Origin of the sequence: Amycolatopsis sp. cmx-4-61 (assembly GCF_046548775.1) — a bacterium.
Classification (GTDB): Bacteria; Actinomycetota; Actinomycetes; order Mycobacteriales; family Pseudonocardiaceae; genus Amycolatopsis.
The window spans coordinates 187,520-204,661 of sequence record NZ_JAEBEI010000011.1; the positions used below are offsets into that span (position 1 = coordinate 187,520).

Genomic DNA, 17,142 nt, shown 5'->3' on the forward strand with positions numbered 1-17,142 from the left:
CGGAACTCACGGCCGCCGCCGCTGATCTAACGTGGCGGAGGCACCTTGCCCTGCCTGCGGTGCGGACACGCCGGTCATTCCGATCCGCCGTTCTTCCGCTGGTTGGCGATGAACCGCGCCTTCTTCTCCCGGTTCCCGCACGTGTTCATGTCGCACCACCGGCGGGTGCGGCTTCGGCTGGTGTCGAAGAACGCCGCCCGGCAGGTCGGGGACGCGCACAGGGCCAACCTTCCGTCCCGCTCGCCGGCGACGATGGCGATCGCGTCGGCGGCGATCACGCCGAGGGCGTCTTCCACGCGGGCGAGCTGCCAGCGCCGCCGGCCTTCGGGTGTCAAGATCGCCGCCGCTCGGCCGGCGCTGCTGCGGTCGTTGATCACCCGGACCGCGGCTGCGGGCAGCGCCTCCCCGCTCGCGGCCGCCGTCGCGGCGGCGTGGATCGACTCCCTCAGTTCGCGGGCGAGCTCCAGCTGGGCGGCGGTGCACGAGTCCACGGCGAGGCCGCTCACCGCCAGCCAGTCGAGGAGCCGCTGCGGCGTCGGGATCCGCTCCACGGAGTCGCCGCGACGCTCCGTCAGCGTCGCCGTGAAGCTCGTCGCCAGCACGGTGCCGAGGCGGAATTCGGGGAACTCAGCGCGCATGGAACCAGCTTAGCCGGTTGCGGGTCGCCGCGACGCCGTGTTAGAACCGTCATTGCTGGTTCCGCCGACGCTCAGGAGGTCTCATGCCCAGCGACGTGCACCCGTTCGAAGCCCGCGCGTCCGACGCCGACCTGGCCGATCTGCGCGCGCGGCTGGCCGCGGCGCGGCTACCGGAAGCCGAAACCGTGCGAGGCCGGTGGGACCAGGGCGTTCCGCTCGCGGACCTCGCCGACGTCGTGGCCTACTGGCGCACCGGGTACGACTGGCGGTCGTTCGAAGCCCGGCTCGACGAGATCGGCCAGTTCCGCACGACCGTCGAGGGTCTGGACATCCACTTCCTGCACCGCCGGTCGCCCCGCGCGGAGGCCACTCCGCTGATCCTCACGCACGGCTGGCCGGGCAGCGTCGCCGAGTTCGTCGACGTGGTGGACGAACTGGCGGATCCGGCGGACGGCGACGCGCCGGCGTTCCACGTCGTCGTTCCGTCGCTGCCGGGCTTCGGGTACAGCGGCAAACCGGCCACCACCGGGTGGGGCACCGAAAAGATCGCGGCCGCCTGGGTGGTGCTGATGCACCGGCTCGGGTACGACCGGTTCGCCGCCCACGGCGGTGATTGGGGCGGCAACATCACCACGGTCCTCGGCGGCCGGTTCCCGGCGCACGTCCTGGGCATCCACTCGACGTTCGCGGCGGGGCCGCCGGGGCTGCCGATGGACGGCCTGACGCCGGTCGAGCGCCGGTGGGCCGAGGAAACCCGCCACTTCTGGCGCCACCGCGCGGCGTACGCGAAGCAGCAGGCGACCCGGCCGCAGACCATCGGGTACTCGCTCGTCGACTCACCGGTCGGGCTGCTCGCGTGGATCCTCGACAAGTTCGCCGAATGGTCCGACACCGAAGCCAGCCCGTTCGAGACGATTTCCCGGGACCGGATCCTCGACGACGTCACCCTGTACTGGCTGACGCGGTCCGGTGCTTCGGCGGCCCGCATCTACTACGAAAGCCACAATTCACTCGACCCTCAGCTGCGGGTCGATGTCCCGGCGGCGATCACCATGTACCCGCGGGACATCGAGAAAACCCCGCGTGCGTGGGCGCAGGAACGGTACCGGAACATCGTCCGGTGGAACGCCCCCGCGCGCGGGGGACACTTCCCGTCGCTGGAAGTCCCCGGGTACTTCGTGAAGGATCTGCAAAAGGGTCTCGCGGCCGTGCTGCACACCTGACTCGATCCGGGGCCGAGCCGTGTCACGGCCGTGATCACCGCACTCCAGGCTGTACCAGATGCGAACCGGGGTCTTCCTGCGCTGGGCGGCGCATCCGCTGACGGCCGGCGCCATCGCGCTGCTGCTGCTCAACGACCACGTCTTCAAACCGGCGTGGCCGGGCCTGGTCACCGGCAAGCTCAGCGACGTCGCCGGGCTGGTGGTGGCGCCGCCGCTGCTCGGGTTGCTGCTGGGGCCGGTCCTCGCCGCCCGGGTGGCCGCCGTGACGGCGGTGCTGGTGACCGGAGCCGGGTTCGCGGTGGTCAAGCTGGGCGCGGCCGGCGCCGCCTCCGCCGTATGGTCGGTGGTCAACGGGCCCTCGGCCGTCCTGGCCGATCCCACCGACCTCGTCGCCTTGCCTGCGCTGGGCCTGTCCTGGTGGGCCTGGCGCCGGGTGCGGGCGGTCCCGCCCGTGCCGGACGGCCTCGCGATCCGCTGGCGGGTGGTGGTCGTGATGCCGTTCGCCGTGCTGGCGATCACCGCGACTTCGGCGCCCATGGACACCACCCAGGCGGTCGAATCCGTGCGCGGCGAGGGTTCGCAGGTGGTGATCCAGGCGGCCGGGCGCATCTACGGGTCCGCCTCGGGCGTCGACGGCTGGAAGTTCCTGTCCGATGCGCCCGCGCCGTCCGAGCCGCCGCGCCGGCCGCAGGCCCAGGCCTGTGCGCCGGAAGCCGCCGCGCACTGCTACCGGGTGCACGGCGACGGCGTCTTCGACTCCGGCGACCGGCGCGGCGGCCGCCTGTTCGGCGTGGACGAGACGACCGACGGCGGCCGGACCTGGCACACCGCCTGGGAAGTGCCCGCGGCCCGGTGGGAGTTCGTCCAGCGGCAGCACCCGTTCCCCGCGGCGGTGCTCCGGCTGTCCAAACTGGCCAGTACGGAGGTTCTCGTCCGCGCTGTCCCGGGTGGGCACGAGGTGTTCGTGGCCAACGGGGTGGAAGGTCTGGCGGTCCGCGGGGCCGCCGGGGACTGGCGCCGCGTCCCGGTCGTGGACGCCGGAACCGGGCTGGACATCCGGCCGGTGCCGTTCACGGGATTCGGCCGGGTGATCGGGGACGCCGTCAGCACGGCCGGGCTGCTCGCCCTGCTCGCGCTGCTGATCGGGACGACGGTGGCGGCCGCCCGGGTCCGCGCCCGGCTCGGCCGCGGCCTCACCGCGGCGGCGCCCATCGCCCTGTTCCTCTTCCTGGCCGTCCCGATCAGCGGCGCGGTCGCGTTCTTCGGCGAGAACGCCGTGATGTCGACGACGCTCTGGTCGGTCACGACGTCGTGCCTGGTCGGCATCGGAACGGCGCTCGTGGTGACGCAACCGCGCCTGCGCCGCCCCCGCACCCCGGCCATCGGCGCGGCGGCCGTCCTGACCGGACTGGCCTTCACGGCACCCGCACTGGGCTGGACGGTGGGCTACCCGCAGGAGCACGCCCCGACGGTCGTCCTCGGCCTGCTCCTCGCCGCGGCCTGCCTCCCGGTGGTCGTCGCGGCCGGCTGGTGGACGGGCGCCCGCGACCCGGACGTGCTGACGGAACCGCCCTGGCCGCCGGTGCCGGGGGCGTAGCGCAGAGGCCGGCCACGTCCCGGCGGCCGGTGCGGGTCTCGACCGGCCTGCTCGTCAGCGAACGGCACCCCGCCACGGCCCACGGCGTGGGGAGTGCAGAAAGCCCGACGCCGGCCTTGCGACAAAGCGGCCCCACAGCGAAGCGACGCCGATCGACACCGCCAGCAGCGCGACGCTGCCCGCGACGTCCAGGACGTAGTGGTTCCCCGTCCCCAGCACCACCGCCACCATCAGCGCCGGGAACGCCCACGCCGCCCACGCCGCGCGTGGGTGGGTGCTCTGGAGCGCGGTCCACACCGCGTACGCGCACCACAGCGACCAGCCCACGTGCATGCTGGGCATCGCCGTGTAGTGGGTGGGGTGCGTCCAGCTCGCCCGGCCCGCCTCGCCCAGGATGTCGTACCTGGCCACGATGTCCACCGCGCCCGGGAGGGCGGAGCGCGGCGGGGCCATCGGCACCGCCCAGTAGACCAGCAGGACGAGGGCCGTCATCGCCACCATCGTCCGGCGGACCGCGCGGTAGACGGCGGCGCGCCGGGCGAACACCCACACCAGCACGCCGGCGACCACCACGTAGTACAGCCGGTACACGTACACCGCCAGGTGACCGAGGACCGGGTGCCCGGCCAGCCAGTCGTTGACGCTCCGCTCGACGTCGAGGTGGATCGCGTGCTCGATGGCCTGAAGAGCCGACGCGTCGGCGTTGGCGGCCGCGAAGTCCGTGCCCACAACGGCGTCCAGCCGCGTGAAGAGCCAGAACCACAGCAGCAGGAACGCCAGTTCCCCGGCGGCGCGGAGGAGCGCTGTTCTCACGCCGGCAGGTTCCGCCGCAGGAACTCCGTGGTCAGTTCCCACGCCCGGGCCGCCGCTTCCGGGTGGTGGAACATCGGCGCGACGTTGTTGTGGAACGCGTGTCCCGCCTCTTCCTGGACGTGGATTTCCGCACCCGGGTGGGCCGCCACCGCGGCCTCGACCACCGCCACGTCCGACCGCGGGATGTACGGGTCCTGCCCGCCGAAGTGGAACTGGATCGGGCACTCGATTCGGGACAGCGCGTCGATCTGCTCCGCGACCCGCGAACCGTAGAACGACACGGCCACGTCGGGATCGCCTTCGGCCGCCGCCGCGAACGCCAGCGAGCCGCCCAGGCAGAACCCCAGGACGCCCACTCCGCCCGTCACCTCGGGCCGGGACCGGAGGTGGGCCACCGCGTCCAGGACGTCCGACAGGCCCAACGCCGGGTCGAAGTTCGCCGCCACCGCCGCCGAAGCCGCGACCCCCGCTTCGTCGTGCGTCGACGACCAGCCCGGGGCGATCCGCCGGAACAGCTCCGGGACCGCGACCACGTACCCCGCCGCGGCCAGGTCCGCCGCGACCGAGCGCAGGTAGTCGTCCAGGCCGAAGATCTCCTGGATCAGCACCAGGCCCGGCCCGCGGCCGGACGGCGGGTGCCACATCGGGAGGTCGGTCATCGCAACGCCCTTTCCAGGATGCCGGCGACCAGGGCGGCCTGCCGGCCGTCCGGGTCGAGGTCGGGGTCGAACACCGTCAGCTCGAAGCCGGCCGCGCCCGGCAGGGACACCAGCTGCCGCAGCACCGAAACCAGGGTGTCCGGATCGAGACCGCCGGGGTCGGGACTGTCCACAGCGGACACGTACGCCGGGTCCAGCACGTCGATGTCCACGTGGATCCAGAAGCCGGCCAAGCCCTCGAACGGCGACGAAAGCGTGACACCGGAAGCCATGATCTCCTCCGACGTGACGTGGGCGATCCCCGCGTCCCGCAGGTACGCGGCCTCGGCCGAGCGCACCCCGAGCACGAGGACGTCTTCGTCGCGGACGTACGGGCGCAGGCCGTCGATGTCGGCCAGGTCGCCGTCGCCCCGGCCGGTCATGATCGCCAGGTCTTCACCCGCCGCCGCGCCGACGTGGTCCGCGATGCCCAGGTGGCGGAAGTCGGCGTGGCCGTCGAGGTAGGCGATGCCGTACCGGCCCGCGCGGCGCAGCGCGAGCATCGCGCCCAGCGCGATCGAGCAGTCGCCACCGAGGACCACCGGGAAGCCGCCGGCGGACCGGACCGCGGCCACTCGCTCCGCCAGCGCGCGCGTGTAGGCGGCCAGCGCCGCCGCGTTGCGGACGCCGTCACCCGGCTGCCAGGTGCCGATGTACCGGCCGGGCGTCACCACCCCGCCGTCGGCCGCGCCCAGCCGGCTCAGGATGCCCAGGTCGCGCAGCACCCCTGGAGTCTTGTAACAGCCGGGCACCGCACCTTCGGCCGGCGGGCGCAGGCCCAGATTGGACGGAGCGTCGATCAGGACCGGGTTCCTCACCCGAACACCGTACTGGCTCACCGGCCGGGAGCGTCCTAAGTTGGAGTGCCGACCAAGGAGGCGTGATGGCTGAACAGACCAAATACGTCCTGGACGAAGCCGATCTCCCGACCCAGTGGTACAACGTCATCCCGGACCTGCCCGAGCCGCCACCGCCGCCACTGCACCCCGGCACCCGCGAGCCCGTCGGCCCGGACGACCTCGCGCCGCTGTTCCCGCAGGCGCTCATCGCCCAGGAAGTGACGACTGATCGCTATGTCGACATCCCAGAGGAGGTCCGGGAGGTCTACCGGCTGTGGCGGCCCTCGCCGCTGTTCCGCGCGCGGCGGCTGGAGAAGGCGCTGGGCACCCCGGCGCGCATCTACTACAAGTACGAGGGCGTCAGCCCGGTCGGCTCGCACAAGCCGAACACCGCCGTGCCGCAGGCGTTCTACAACGCGGCCGAGGGTGTCACGCGGCTGACGACGGAGACCGGCGCCGGCCAGTGGGGGAGCGCGCTGGCCTTCGCCTGCGCCCAGTACGGCCTCGAGTGCGAGGTCTGGCAGGTCCGGGCCTCCTACGACCAGAAGCCCTACCGCAAGCTGATGATGGAGACGTTCGGTGCGACGGTCCACCCGAGCCCGTCCGAGCTCACCGAATCCGGCCGCGCGATCCTCAAGCAGCACCCGGATTCGACCGGCAGCCTCGGCATCGCGATCAGCGAGGCGGTCGAGCAGGCGGCGCAGGACCCGAACGCGCGGTACGCCCTCGGCAGCGTGCTCAACCACGTCCTGCTGCACCAGACGGTGATCGGCGAGGAAGCGCTGAAGCAGTTCGAGCTGGCCGGCGACACCCCGGACGTCCTGGTCGGCTGCACCGGCGGCGGCTCCAACTTCGGCGGGCTGGCTTTCCCGTTCCTGCGCGAAAAGCTGGCCGGGCGGATGAACCCGGTGATCCGCGCGGTCGAGCCGGCCGCGTGCCCGTCGCTGACGCGGGGGAAGTACGCCTACGACTTCGGTGACACGGCCGGGCTCACGCCGTTGCTCAAGATGCACACGCTCGGCCACGACTTCATCCCGGACCCGATCCACGCCGGCGGCCTGCGCTACCACGGGATGTCCCCGCTGATCTCGCACATCTACGAACTGGGCCTGATCGAGGCCCTGGCGATCGGCCAGCAGGAGTGCTTCGCGGCGGGCGTCCGGTTCGCGCGGTCCGAGGGCATCATCCCGGCACCCGAGCCGACGCACGCGCTCGCGGCGTGCATCCAGGAAGCGTTGCGGTGCAAGGAAACCGGGGAGGAGAAGGTGATCCTCACGGCCCTGTGCGGGCACGCCCACCTGGACCTGCCCGCTTACGGCGCGTACCTGGCCGGGAACATGGTGGACGACGACCTGTCCGAAGCGACCCTCGAGGCGTCGCTGGCGACGCTGCCCTGACTCGAACGCCCCAAGGCGGCCTTGGTTGCGTCTGACGCACCGAAGGCCGCCTTGGTTGCTCCAATCCATGCCCCCGCCACCCTTCATGGAGGGCGCTTCGCGCCGCAAATATGGTGCCACGCTCGACGTGGCGCGCGAGCTGGTTTGGTTCGTTGCCCGTCTTCTGCGGGTGGAGCGCAGGCGGCGTGGCACCCGCCGGGACCGGCGGGCACTGACCCCCTACCGGCACGCGGTCCTGATGCTGCGCTGGTTCCGCGACGCCACCCGCCTCCACCGCTCGCCGCCGACCACCACATCAGCCTGGCCACCGCCTACCGCTACCTGCACGAAGCCATCACCACCCTCGCCGCCAGCACCCCCCGACCTGCACCAAGTCCTGCGCGAACGACACACTCAGGGCGACACGCACGTCATCCTCGACGGCACCCTGATCCCCACCACCCGCGTGGCAGCGACAACCGTAAAGATCAAGGGCCGCAACCGGGCCACGGTGCATCGGCAAGCACCGCAGCTCCGGCGGCAACATCCAGTTCCTGACCAGCGCCGAGGGATTCCCGCTTTGGGTCTCCGCGGTGCTGCCCGGCTCCCGTAACGACCTCTCCGCCGCCCGCGAGCTCGGCATCACAGGCGCGTTGACTGCCGCCGCAGGCACCGGGCTGCCGACGCTGGCGGACAAGGCCTAGCACTCAGCCGGCTGCGGGATCCGCACACTGTTCAAGAAAAACGCAGGCCAGCCGCCCCTCGACCTCCGCCAGCGGATCTACAACCTGCTTCACGCCTGAGCCCGCGCCCTCGGCGAACGCGCCGCAGTCATCCTCAAAACCCGCTGGTCAGTCCTACGACGAGTCATCCGCTGCCCCAAACCCATCGGCACCACTGTCCAAGCCGCCCTCGTCCTCACCCACCACGAACACCACGGACGCTATTGAGAAATCCTCATTGGGGCGCTTGGGGCGGTCAGAGGGCGTCGGGGATTTCCGGGCGCGTGAGTTCGGTGCGTGCGGTCGCCAGAACCACGCGGTCACGGCCGGCCGCCTTCGCTTCGAACACCGCGTCGTCCGCGGCCTGCAGCAGGATCGTGTACTCCGTGGCCGTTTCCGGATACACCGCCGCGCCGATCGAGGCCGTCAGGCCGGTGATCACCTCCGGCTTGCCCGGGCGGACCACCGGGACCGGGACCTCGATGCGGGCGATCGCCGTGCGGATGCGGTCCGCCACCGAGGCGATCTCCGCGCTCGTCGTGCCCGGGAGCAGCACCACGAACTCGTCGCCGCCGAAGCGGCCCACGTAGTCGCCGCCGCGGACGGAGGCCTGGATCGCCGCCGCCACCGCGCGCAGGACCTCGTCGCCCGCCAGGTGGCCGTTGCCGTCGTCGATGGCCTTGAAGTGGTCGATGTCGATCATCAGCACGCCCGCGGTCGAGGACAGCTCCGCCGCGCGGGCCAGTTCGTTGCGCGCCAGCTGGACCCAGAACTCCGGGGCGAGCAGCGCGGTCTTGGAATCCGTGCGCGCGGCCGCCTGGAACTGGGGCAGCAGCAGGCCGATGTGGAGCGCCACCGGCGTCACCATGAGCACCGGCAGCAGCCACGGCCGGACCGTCATCACCAGGGCGATGCCGCAGCCGACGCCGACCGCGGCCAGCACGATCAGCACGTCGGAGGGGTTGCCGAACGCCTGCCGCGGCGGCTTGCCCGGGTTGCTCATCAGGATCGCGAGGATCACCAGCACGTAGTTGAGGCCGAAGTAGACGATCCCGGACGTCAGCAGCGCCGTCATCCCGCCGAACCCGTCCAGGTAGGGCACGTACGGCGCCAGGTGCCCGGTGCCCGCCCACAGCACGGCCCCCGCGGCGGTGCAGGCGAGGATCACCGTCGCGCCGGAGAACACTTTCCGGTGAATCACCCCGCGGCGCTTGTAGACGCGGAACCAGGAATGGGCATAGCTCACGACGATGACCAGGGTGGCCAACGGCGGAGGGAGCAGGAGCAGCCCGGCGAAGATCCAGATCGACTGCAGGTGCATGTGCGGACGGCCGTCGGCGGCGAGCTCGCGGATGCGCTCGATGCGTTGCGCCGCTTCGAGGTGCACGATCTCGCCGGCGAGGACCAGGCCGCACCACAGCAGCGACTGCGTGGTGATCGGCACCAAGGCGGCCGTCGAGAGGACCGCGACCAACGCCAAGGCGTCGACGATGAGGACGTAGCCGAACACCGGAGTGGCCAGCTTCCACATCGCCCACGTTCGGATACCTGATCGTGGACGTTCTGAGCTGGGCTTTCGCCCTGGGGACCCGGACAATCCCACGAAACGCCCTTCTGCTCAGGATGGAACTCTTCGCAGAATTTGTGACTGTAATCGAATGAACGCGGTGTGTCACTAGGCTGGTCGGGCTACCGCTCGGTCACGCACCGTGCAGTTTCCTCACAACCCAGGAGAAATCATGTCGCACTTCACGCCCAACGCCAACATCGTCCCGTCCCGCCGGCGCGCGCAGCGGCCGACCGACTGGACCCGGCAGCTCCCCACCGACTGGACCCGCGCGATCCCGACCGACTGGACCCCGCGGCAGCTGCCGACCGACTGGACCGCCCGCGAACTGCCCACCGACTGGACCGCCCGCGAGCTGCCCACCGATTGGACGCGCCCCGGCGTCTCGCCAGCGGAGTGCCCCACCGACTGGACCCCCCGCCGGATCCCGACCGACTGGACGCGGCGCTGACCGGTGCCCGGTGACCGGCGCCTGCCGGTCACCGGGGCTCCGGTTGCGCTCGCTGCCACAACCACGCCGCACCGAGGGCCGCCAGCACGCCCAGTGCCCCCGCGCCGGCCACGACCCCGTGCGGAGCCACCCGTTCCGCCGCCAGCCCCGCCAGCACCACACCCAGGCCCTGCGACACCCGCAGCGCGGTCAGCGCGAAGCCGAACGCCTGCGCGCGCTGGGCGTCCGGCGTGAGCTGCACGAACGTCGTGTTCGCGATCAAGTTGTACGAACTGGCCACTCCGGACAGCGTGAACAGCGCCAACGTGGCCACCACGTCCGGGTGCAGCGCGCAGCCCAGCAGGGCCGCGCACGCCAGCACCGCCAGCGGCCCCAGGAGCCGGCCGCGCCGGTCGGGCGGGATCCGGGACAGCGCCGCCATGCCGATCACGTTCCCCAGCGCGTACGCCCCGAGCAGCAGCCCGACCACGACCGCGCCGCCGCCGAGCTCGGCGGCGTACGGCGCGGCGATCGCTTCGCCCGCGATGTAGATCCCGGACACGCATCCCAGCGCCACCAGGGCGAGCCGGCGCCGGTCGCCGACGACCACCGTCCAGCCCGCCCGGACGTGCCGCCACCACCGGACGCCGGAGGTTTCCCGCGGCGGCCGCGGCCGCACCCCGGCGACCAGGAACAGGGCCGACACCGCGAAGCTCGCCGCGTCCGCCAGGAGGGCGCCGCCGGTGCCGATGGCCGCCACGAGCAGCCCGCCGAGCGCGAACCCGGCGACCTGGCCCGCCTGCACCAGCATCATCAGCAGCCCCATCCCGGGGACGAACGTCTCGCCCGGCAGGACCTGCGGCAGCAGCGCGGCGCGCGCCGAATTCCAGACCGGGTTGAACAGCTGGACGCCGACCAGCAGCGCGGCCACCGTCGGCAGCGGGAGGCCGGGCACCGCCATCACGGCCACCGCGAGCGCCCGCAGGACGTCCGAGCAGAGCATCACCGTCCGCGGCGGGTACCGGTCGGCCAGCCCCGACAGCAGCGGCCCGCCGACGAGGTCCGGCAGGAACGTCAGCGCGTAGGTCAGCGCGGCCCAGCCCGGCGAGTTCGTCCGGTCGTACACCAGGATCGACAGCGCGACCCGCGCCAGCTGGTCACCGGTGACCGAGACGAGCTGGGCGGAGAACAGCGCCCGGAACTCGGTCACGGCGAGGACGTCCCGGAAGCCTGCCGCGCGGCTGTTCATGGGCACTCACGGTACCGCCGTGGACGCCGAGCGTGAACGTCCGTTAGGAGGTCACTGGCCCCCGCCGCAGACGATTTTCGGCTGCGGGTTGTAGTGGACGGTCCGGGTCGAGCGGCTCACTTCGCGGCCGGTGGCGGCGTCCCTGAGCACGCGCGTGTCGGTGGTGGTGAACCCCGGCGCGCCGTTCGAGGCGTGGCAGTTCTCCGCCGGCCCCGGCTTGGGCTGCGGGTCGCTCTGGTTGGTCTGCGCGCCGGGGATCGACTCGACCGTGTAGCGCTTGGTGCCCCACAGCTTCACGGTGATCGCCGAGGGCGTCCAGATCGTCTGGATCGCGATGCCGGTCGGCGCGTCGTTGGTGAACTTGAGGTCGATGACGCTGGACCCGTTGGGGTTCTGGAACACCGTTGCTTCACGCGCCGCGGGGTAGCGGCTGATGTAGTAGCTGTGTTCCTTGTGACCCGCGTCCTTCAGTCCCGCGAAGTAGGCCGCGTTGTACAGCGTGGTCGCGAACTGCGAGATGCCGCCGCCGACCTCGCGCCCGGGCGCGCCGTCTTTGATCACGCCGGCCTCGACGTAGCCCTGGGCCGTGCCGCGCGGGCCGGTGAACCCGTTGAGGCTGAAGGTTTCCCCGGGCTTGACGATGGCGCCGTTCACCTTCTGGGCGACGACCCGGATGTTGACGCCGGAGTCCGCGGCGAACTTCTGGGTCGTGAACTCGCCGACGACTTCCTTGATGCCCAGCTGGTTCGCCTGCTCGGTGGTGACCTTCGCCGGGCTGTCCTTGTAGACGGCCGGGACTTCGCGGCCGTCGGTCTTCTTCAGCACGTCGGGCAGCGGCTTGAGGCTGGGGTCCCAGTCGACGGTCCGGCCGTCGGTGGAGGGGTCGACGGTGGGCTTGCCGCCCTCGAAGACGACGGTCGCGTCCTTGCCCTCCTTCTCGGTGGACTTCAGCTGCGGCCCGGCGGCTTCGGCGATCTTCGCGTTGTCGATCTTCGGCGTCAGCCCGCCGCCCTCGGCCGGTTCGAACGTGATGGCCGCGGCGATCGCCTCCGGCTTCACCGTGGCGTTCTTGCCGTCGCCCTTGACCACCAGCGGCCCGGAGACGGCGGGGCGCGCGAAGCCGTCGAGCGCCGCCTGGACGCCTTCGGGCGTGGTGCGCACCGGCGTGCCGGTCACCGGCAGCGCCACGGTTTCCCCGCGCGCCCACTTCTCGACGACGGCGGCGGTCGCGGCCGGCACGTCGAGTTTCTGCCCGGCCTTCGGCGGCACGGCGACGGGCTCGACGCCCTCGAACTTCACGGTGCCCTCGACCGGTTCGCGGTCGACCTGGCCGCGCAGCGTCTCGAGCGCGGCGGTGAGCTTCGTGTCGTCGGCGTGGCTGACGACGCCGACCTCGCGGCTGGAGAACAGCGACGACAGCCGCGTGAAGGGGTTCAGCGGCTGCTCGCCCGCCTGGTCGAGGGTCTGCGGCCAGTCGAGCTTCAGCCCGGCGAGCGTCGGCGACAGCGTGCCCTGGAACTCGCCGGCCGTGACGGCGAGCGGGCGCGTCAGCCGCGGCTCGATCTTGCCGCGCAGTTCCTGCTCGGCCGCCTCGCGGTCCATCCCGCCGACGTCGACGCCGGCGACGGTGACCCCGCGCGGCACGCTGCCCTGGCTGACCAGCAGGTCGACGCCGTAGACCGCGACGAGCAGGCCGAACACCCCGCCCGCGATCCAGCCGGCCGTGCGGAGGGAGCGCTTCGCGGGGGCCGCGGCCGGTTCCGGCTCGGGCCGGACCACCGGCAGGACATCGGTCAGCTCGCCGTGTGAGTCGGGCCAGTGCGGTTCGTGCGGCAACTCTCCACCCCTTCAACGCGGCGCCGGGTCGCGCCGGTGACGGGACCAGGGTACGGGGCACCCGGACAAGCCGTACGACTCGCCCTAACGGGGGATGAACCGGTCACCGGCCCGGGTCTCAGCGGGCGTCCGGTTCCGGGTTGTGGCCCGCGCGGGCCAGGAAGTCGAAGTCGCAGCCCTCGTCGGCCTGGGTGATGTGTTCGCTGTAGAGCGCGCCGTAGCCGCGTTCGAAGCGGGGGGCCGGCGGCGTCCACTCGGCACGCCGTCGTGCCAGTTCCGCATCGGACACCTCGAGCCGCAGCGTGCGGGACGGGACGTCCAAGGTGATCAGGTCGCCGTCCCGGACCAGGGCCAGCGGGCCGCCGACGTGCGACTCGGGCGCCACGTGCAGGACGCAGGCGCCGTAGCTCGTGCCGCTCATCCGCGCGTCGGAGATCCGGACCATGTCCCGGACGCCCTGCTCGAGCAGGTGCGCGGGGATCGGCAGCATCCCGTACTCGGGCATGCCGGGGCCGCCGAGCGGGCCGGACCCGCGCAGCACCAGCACCGAATCCGCGGTGATCGACGGGTCGTCGATCCGCTTCTTGAGGTCCGGGTAGTCCTCGAACACCACGGCCGGGCCGGTGTGCGTGAGCAGGTGCTTCTCGGCCGCGATGTGCTTGATGACCGCGCCCGAGGGCGCCAGGTTCCCGTGCAGCACGGCGACCCCGCCCTCGGCGGCGACCGGGTTGTCCCGCGTCCGGATCACGTCGTCGTTGTGCACCTGCGCCTGGGCGAGGTTTTCGCCGAGGGTGCGGCCGGTGACGGTGAGGCGCTCGGGGTGCAGCAGGTCGGTCAGGCGCGACAGCAGCCCGGGCAGGCCGCCCGCGTAGTAGAAGTCCTCCATCAGCCAGTCGCCGCCGGGGCGGATGTTGGCGAGCACCGGCACGCGCCGGGCGATCGCGTCGAAGTCCGCGAGCGACACCGGGATCCCGCTGCGGCCGGCCATCGCGATCAGGTGGATCACGGCGTTGGTCGAGCCGCCGAGGGCGAGCACGGTGGTGATCGCGTCCGCGTAGGCGCGCTTGTCCAGCACCTGCGTGATGGTCAGGTCTTCCCACACCATGTCGACGATCCGGGCGCCGCTGGCCGCGGCCATCCGGTGGTGCGCCGAGTCGACGGCGGGGATCGACGCGGCGCCCGGCAGGGTCACGCCGAGCACCTCGGCGGCCGAGGTCATGGTCGAGGCCGTCCCCATCGTCATGCAGTGCCCCGGCGAGCGGGCCAGCCCGCGTTCCAGTTCGGACAGCTCGGCGTCGCCGATCAGCCCGGCGCGCTTGTCGTCCCAGTACTTCCACATGTCGGTGCCGCTGCCGAGCACCTCGTCGCGCCAGTGCCCGCGCAGCATCGGCCCGGCCGGGACGAAGATGGCGGGCAGGCCCGCGCTGGCCGCACCCATCAGCAGCGCGGGCGTGGTCTTGTCGCAGCCGCCCATCAGGACGGCGCCGTCGATCGGGTAGGACCGGAGGATCTCCTCGGTCTCCATGGCCAGCAGGTTGCGGTAGAGCATGGGGGTCGGCTTCTGGTAGGTCTCCGACAGCGTCGCGACCGGGAACTCCAGCGGGAAGCCGCCGGCCTGCCAGACACCGCGTTTGACCTGCTCGGCGCGTTCGCGCAGGTGCATGTGGCACGGGTTGATGTCCGACCACGTGTTGAGGATGCCGATGACCGGTTTGCCGAGGTGCTCTTCGGGGTTGTAGCCGAGCTGGCGGCTGCGGGCGCGGTGGCTGAAGTTGCGCAGTTCGCCGCCGCCGAACCACCGGTGGCTGCGGAGCTCCTCGGGTTGCTTCATGAGTCCAGTATGGCATCTGATATATGATCTGGCGGGCCTGGTTGAATGGGTGCCGACACGACCATAGGAGCGCGCCATGACCGGGACGTTCAGCCTGCCCGCTTCCCGGACCGAAGTGGTCCTGGAGGAGATCCGCCGCGGCATCCTGACCCGGGAGCTGGTGCCCGGCCAGCCGCTCGTCGAGGCGGAGCTGGCCGCGCGGCTCGGCGTGTCGAAGACCCCGGTGCGCGAGGCGCTCAAGGTGCTTTCGAACTCCGGCCTGGTGACGTTCAGCCCGTACAAGGGCGCGTCGGTGATCACGGTCGACGCAGAGCTCGCGAAGTCCGTCTACGACGTGCGGATGGTGCTCGAACCCGAGGCCGTCCGGCGGACCGTCGGGCGGCGCGACCCGGAGCTGCTGGAAGACGCGGCCGAGGCGCTCAAGGAAGCGTCGACGGCCATCGCGGACAAGGACCAGGCCGCGCTGAGCCTGCTGAACCGCCGCTTCCACCGCGCCCTCTACTCGGGCTGCGGCAACCCGCTGCTGGTCAGCATCCTCGACGACCTCAAGGACCGCGCGGCGCTGATCAGCGTCGTGGGCTGGGAGGCCAACCCCAGCTGGAAGAAGGAGTGGACCGAGCACCGGGCGGTGCTGGCCGCGGCGAAGAAGGGGGACGCCGAAGGGGCCGCGGAGCTGCTGCGCGACCACATCGGCGGGTTCCTGGACCGGGTGCTGAAGGCCATCGGATGAGGCTGCTGCTGATCTCGGACACGCACCTGCCCGCCCGGGCGCGCGAGCTGCCGGCGCGGGTCTGGGAGGAGGTCGCGGCCGCGGACGTCGTCGTGCACGCGGGCGACTGGGTCGACGTCGCCCTGCTGGACGAGCTCGAGGAGCGCAGCAAGCGGCTGATCGGCGTGTACGGCAACAACGACGGCCCGGTGCTGCGGGCGCGGCTGCCGGAGATCGCGCGGGCCGACCTCGACGGCGTGCGCCTGGCCGTCATCCACGAGACCGGAGCCAAGCAGGGCCGCGAGCAGCGGTGCGCCGCGCAGTTCCCGGACACCGACGTGCTGGTCTTCGGCCACAGCCACATCCCGTGGGACACGGTGGCGCCGTCCGGGCTGCGGCTGCTCAACCCCGGTTCGCCCACCGATCGCCGCCGCCAGCCGTACTGCACGTACCAGACGGCTTCGGTGCGCGACGGTGCCTTGGTGGACGTCGAGCTGCATCAACTGCCCCGGAGGGGGTAGACAGGTCCCATGGATCCGGCATGGGCGTTGCGGGAGATCGCGTTCCAGCTCGAACGCGCGGGGGAGCCGACCTACCGCGTCCGGGCGTTCCGCAACGCGGCGGCCACGGTCGATAAGACCGGGGCCGAGAAGCTGGCGCAGCTGGCGGAGAACGGCACGCTGACGTCGTTGCCCGGCATCGGCAAGGCCACCGCCGGGGTCATCGAGGACGCGCTGGCCGGCCGTGACCCGGCCTACCGGGGCAAGATCGTCGCCAGGGAACTGCCCGACGGCGAGCCGCTGCGCTCCGCGCTGCGCGGCGACTGCCACACCCATTCGGACTGGTCGGACGGGGGAAGTTCGATCGGCGAGATGGCGGTCGCGGGCCGCGACCTGGGCCACGAGTACATGGTCCTGACGGATCATTCGCCGCGGCTGACGGTCGCGAACGGGCTGTCCCCGGACCGCCTGCGGACGCAGATGCAGATCGTGGCGAAGGCCAACGAGCTGATGGCGCCGTTCCGCCTGCTGCACGGCATCGAGGTCGACATCCTCGACGACGGCTCCCTCGACCAGGAGGAGGAGCTGCTGGGGCAGCTGGACTTCGTGGTGGCGAGCGTGCATTCGAAGCTGCGGATGCCGTCCCGGGACATGACCCGCCGGATGGTGGCGGCGGTCCGCAACCCGCACGTGCGGGTCCTGGGCCACTGCACCGGCCGGCTGGTGGTGGGGCGCGGGCGTCCGGAGTCGGAGTTCGACGCGGAGAAGGTGTTCACGGCGTGCCGGGAGAACGGCGTCGCGGTGGAGATCAACTCCCGCCCGGAGCGGCTGGACCCCCCGATGCGGCTGCTGCGCCTGGCGGCGGAGATCGGGTGCGACTTCACGATCGACAGCGACGCGCACGCGCCGGGGCAGCTGGACTGGCTGGGCTACGGCTGCGAGCGCGCGATCAAGGCGGGAATCGGGCCGGAGCGCATCCTGAACACCCGCACCGCGGATACGCTCCTGACCCGCTGACCCGGCCCCAAGCGCCCCAATGTGGCCTTCGGTGCGTGAGACGCACCCAAGGCGGCCTTCGGTGCGTGAGACGCAACCAAGGCCGCCTTGGGGCGCT

Annotated in this window: 15 protein-coding genes and 1 pseudogene; 8 read left to right on the plus strand and 8 right to left on the minus strand. The window is 72.0% G+C overall.

The features are described from left to right. Positions 1-74: 74 nt before the first annotated feature. A complete protein-coding gene (locus tag ACLJOU_RS28310; protein WP_410571400.1) occupies positions 75-638 on the minus strand; it encodes a CGNR zinc finger domain-containing protein in 564 nt (187 codons plus the stop codon). A gap of 83 nt (positions 639-721) precedes the next feature. Here ACLJOU_RS28310 and ACLJOU_RS28315 point away from each other — a divergent pair, with 83 nt between their 5' ends. After that, a complete protein-coding gene (locus ACLJOU_RS28315) occupies positions 722-1,861 on the plus strand; it encodes an epoxide hydrolase family protein (protein WP_410571402.1) in 1,140 nt (379 codons plus the stop codon). 58 nt (positions 1,862-1,919) lie between these two features. Further along, positions 1,920-3,458 (plus strand): hypothetical protein, encoded by a 1,539-nt coding sequence (locus ACLJOU_RS28320; RefSeq protein ID WP_410571404.1) that lies wholly within the window; start codon positions 1,920-1,922, stop codon positions 3,456-3,458. 54 nt (positions 3,459-3,512) lie between these two features. Here the strand turns inward: ACLJOU_RS28320 and ACLJOU_RS28325 are convergent, their stop codons facing one another. The 3 genes from ACLJOU_RS28325 to ACLJOU_RS28335 are packed head-to-tail and all read right to left on the minus strand — an operon-like array spanning position 3,513 to position 5,787. Continuing rightward, positions 3,513-4,271 carry a phosphatase PAP2 family protein gene (locus ACLJOU_RS28325; protein WP_410571405.1) on the minus strand — a complete coding sequence of 253 codons (759 nt, stop codon included), beginning with the start codon at positions 4,269-4,271 and terminating at the stop codon, positions 3,513-3,515. Then, positions 4,268-4,930, minus strand: coding sequence for a dienelactone hydrolase family protein (locus ACLJOU_RS28330; RefSeq protein ID WP_410571407.1), 663 nt, complete (start codon positions 4,928-4,930; stop codon positions 4,268-4,270). Before ACLJOU_RS28330 ends, ACLJOU_RS28325 begins: the two co-directional genes overlap by 4 nt. Then, the gene (locus tag ACLJOU_RS28335; RefSeq protein ID WP_410571409.1) at positions 4,927-5,787 is read right to left on the minus strand and encodes an arginase family protein; all 861 of its coding nucleotides are present in this window, start codon (positions 5,785-5,787) and stop codon (positions 4,927-4,929) included. Before ACLJOU_RS28335 ends, ACLJOU_RS28330 begins: the two co-directional genes overlap by 4 nt. A 65-nt stretch (positions 5,788-5,852) precedes the next feature. Between ACLJOU_RS28335 and ACLJOU_RS28340 the strand changes: the two genes are divergently transcribed. Then, on the plus strand, positions 5,853-7,205 hold the full coding sequence (locus ACLJOU_RS28340; protein WP_410571411.1) for a TrpB-like pyridoxal phosphate-dependent enzyme: 1,353 nt from the start codon (positions 5,853-5,855) through the stop codon (positions 7,203-7,205). Positions 7,206-7,290: 85 nt separating this feature from the next. Further along, a pseudogene (locus ACLJOU_RS28345) lies at positions 7,291-8,134 on the plus strand (transposase family protein). A 28-nt stretch (positions 8,135-8,162) separates the two neighbouring features. Here ACLJOU_RS28345 and ACLJOU_RS28350 read toward each other — a convergent pair. Further along, a complete protein-coding gene (locus ACLJOU_RS28350; protein ID WP_410571413.1) occupies positions 8,163-9,437 on the minus strand; it encodes a diguanylate cyclase in 1,275 nt (424 codons plus the stop codon). A gap of 208 nt (positions 9,438-9,645) precedes the next feature. Between ACLJOU_RS28350 and ACLJOU_RS28355 the strand changes: the two genes are divergently transcribed. Further along, positions 9,646-9,924 carry a hypothetical protein gene (locus tag ACLJOU_RS28355; protein ID WP_410571415.1) on the plus strand — a complete coding sequence of 93 codons (279 nt, stop codon included), beginning with the start codon at positions 9,646-9,648 and terminating at the stop codon, positions 9,922-9,924. A 28-nt stretch (positions 9,925-9,952) separates the two neighbouring features. Here ACLJOU_RS28355 and ACLJOU_RS28360 read toward each other — a convergent pair whose 3' ends face one another. From ACLJOU_RS28360 to araD, 3 genes are all read right to left on the minus strand, one after another. After that, on the minus strand, positions 9,953-11,152 hold the full coding sequence (locus ACLJOU_RS28360; protein WP_410571416.1) for an MFS transporter: 1,200 nt from the start codon (positions 11,150-11,152) through the stop codon (positions 9,953-9,955). Positions 11,153-11,203: 51 nt separating this feature from the next. Beyond that, positions 11,204-12,988, minus strand: a complete 1,785-nt coding sequence (locus ACLJOU_RS28365; RefSeq protein WP_410571418.1) for a VanW family protein — start codon at positions 12,986-12,988, stop codon at positions 11,204-11,206. A gap of 118 nt (positions 12,989-13,106) precedes the next feature. After that, on the minus strand, positions 13,107-14,819 hold the full coding sequence (gene araD, locus ACLJOU_RS28370; protein ID WP_410571420.1) for an L-arabinonate dehydratase: 1,713 nt from the start codon (positions 14,817-14,819) through the stop codon (positions 13,107-13,109). 76 nt (positions 14,820-14,895) lie between these two features. Here araD and ACLJOU_RS28375 point away from each other — a divergent pair, with 76 nt between their 5' ends. Genes ACLJOU_RS28375 through ACLJOU_RS28385 form a run of 3 tightly spaced genes read left to right on the plus strand, consistent with a single transcriptional unit; the run spans position 14,896 to position 17,045 of the window. Next, positions 14,896-15,549: a GntR family transcriptional regulator gene (locus ACLJOU_RS28375; protein ID WP_410571421.1), complete on the plus strand. Its 654-nt coding sequence runs from the start codon at positions 14,896-14,898 to the stop codon at positions 15,547-15,549. Next, positions 15,546-16,049: a metallophosphoesterase family protein gene (locus ACLJOU_RS28380; protein ID WP_410571423.1), complete on the plus strand. Its 504-nt coding sequence runs from the start codon at positions 15,546-15,548 to the stop codon at positions 16,047-16,049. The genes ACLJOU_RS28375 and ACLJOU_RS28380 overlap by 4 nt, the downstream gene beginning before the upstream one ends. 9 nt (positions 16,050-16,058) lie before the next feature. Continuing rightward, a complete protein-coding gene (locus ACLJOU_RS28385) occupies positions 16,059-17,045 on the plus strand; it encodes a PHP domain-containing protein (RefSeq protein WP_410571424.1) in 987 nt (328 codons plus the stop codon). Positions 17,046-17,142: the final 97 nt, after the last annotated feature.

What these genes read in the sequence shown, in the direction of transcription:
- ACLJOU_RS28310 (WP_410571400.1), bottom strand. Translation starts at nt 638, where the DNA reads ATGCGCGCTGAGTTCCCCGAATTCCGCCTCGGCACCGTGCTGGCGACG.
- ACLJOU_RS28315 (WP_410571402.1), top strand. Translation starts at nt 722, where the DNA reads ATGCCCAGCGACGTGCACCCGTTCGAAGCCCGCGCGTCCGACGCCGAC.
- ACLJOU_RS28320 (WP_410571404.1), top strand. Translation starts at nt 1,920, where the DNA reads ATGCGAACCGGGGTCTTCCTGCGCTGGGCGGCGCATCCGCTGACGGCC.
- ACLJOU_RS28330 (WP_410571407.1), bottom strand. Translation starts at nt 4,930, where the DNA reads ATGACCGACCTCCCGATGTGGCACCCGCCGTCCGGCCGCGGGCCGGGC.
- ACLJOU_RS28340 (WP_410571411.1), top strand. Translation starts at nt 5,853, where the DNA reads ATGGCTGAACAGACCAAATACGTCCTGGACGAAGCCGATCTCCCGACC.
- ACLJOU_RS28350 (WP_410571413.1), bottom strand. Translation starts at nt 9,437, where the DNA reads ATGTGGAAGCTGGCCACTCCGGTGTTCGGCTACGTCCTCATCGTCGAC.
- ACLJOU_RS28355 (WP_410571415.1), top strand. Translation starts at nt 9,646, where the DNA reads ATGTCGCACTTCACGCCCAACGCCAACATCGTCCCGTCCCGCCGGCGC.
- ACLJOU_RS28360 (WP_410571416.1), bottom strand. Translation starts at nt 11,152, where the DNA reads ATGAACAGCCGCGCGGCAGGCTTCCGGGACGTCCTCGCCGTGACCGAG.
- araD (WP_410571420.1), bottom strand. Translation starts at nt 14,819, where the DNA reads ATGAAGCAACCCGAGGAGCTCCGCAGCCACCGGTGGTTCGGCGGCGGC.
- ACLJOU_RS28375 (WP_410571421.1), top strand. Translation starts at nt 14,896, where the DNA reads ATGACCGGGACGTTCAGCCTGCCCGCTTCCCGGACCGAAGTGGTCCTG.
- ACLJOU_RS28380 (WP_410571423.1), top strand. Translation starts at nt 15,546, where the DNA reads ATGAGGCTGCTGCTGATCTCGGACACGCACCTGCCCGCCCGGGCGCGC.
- ACLJOU_RS28385 (WP_410571424.1), top strand. Translation starts at nt 16,059, where the DNA reads ATGGATCCGGCATGGGCGTTGCGGGAGATCGCGTTCCAGCTCGAACGC.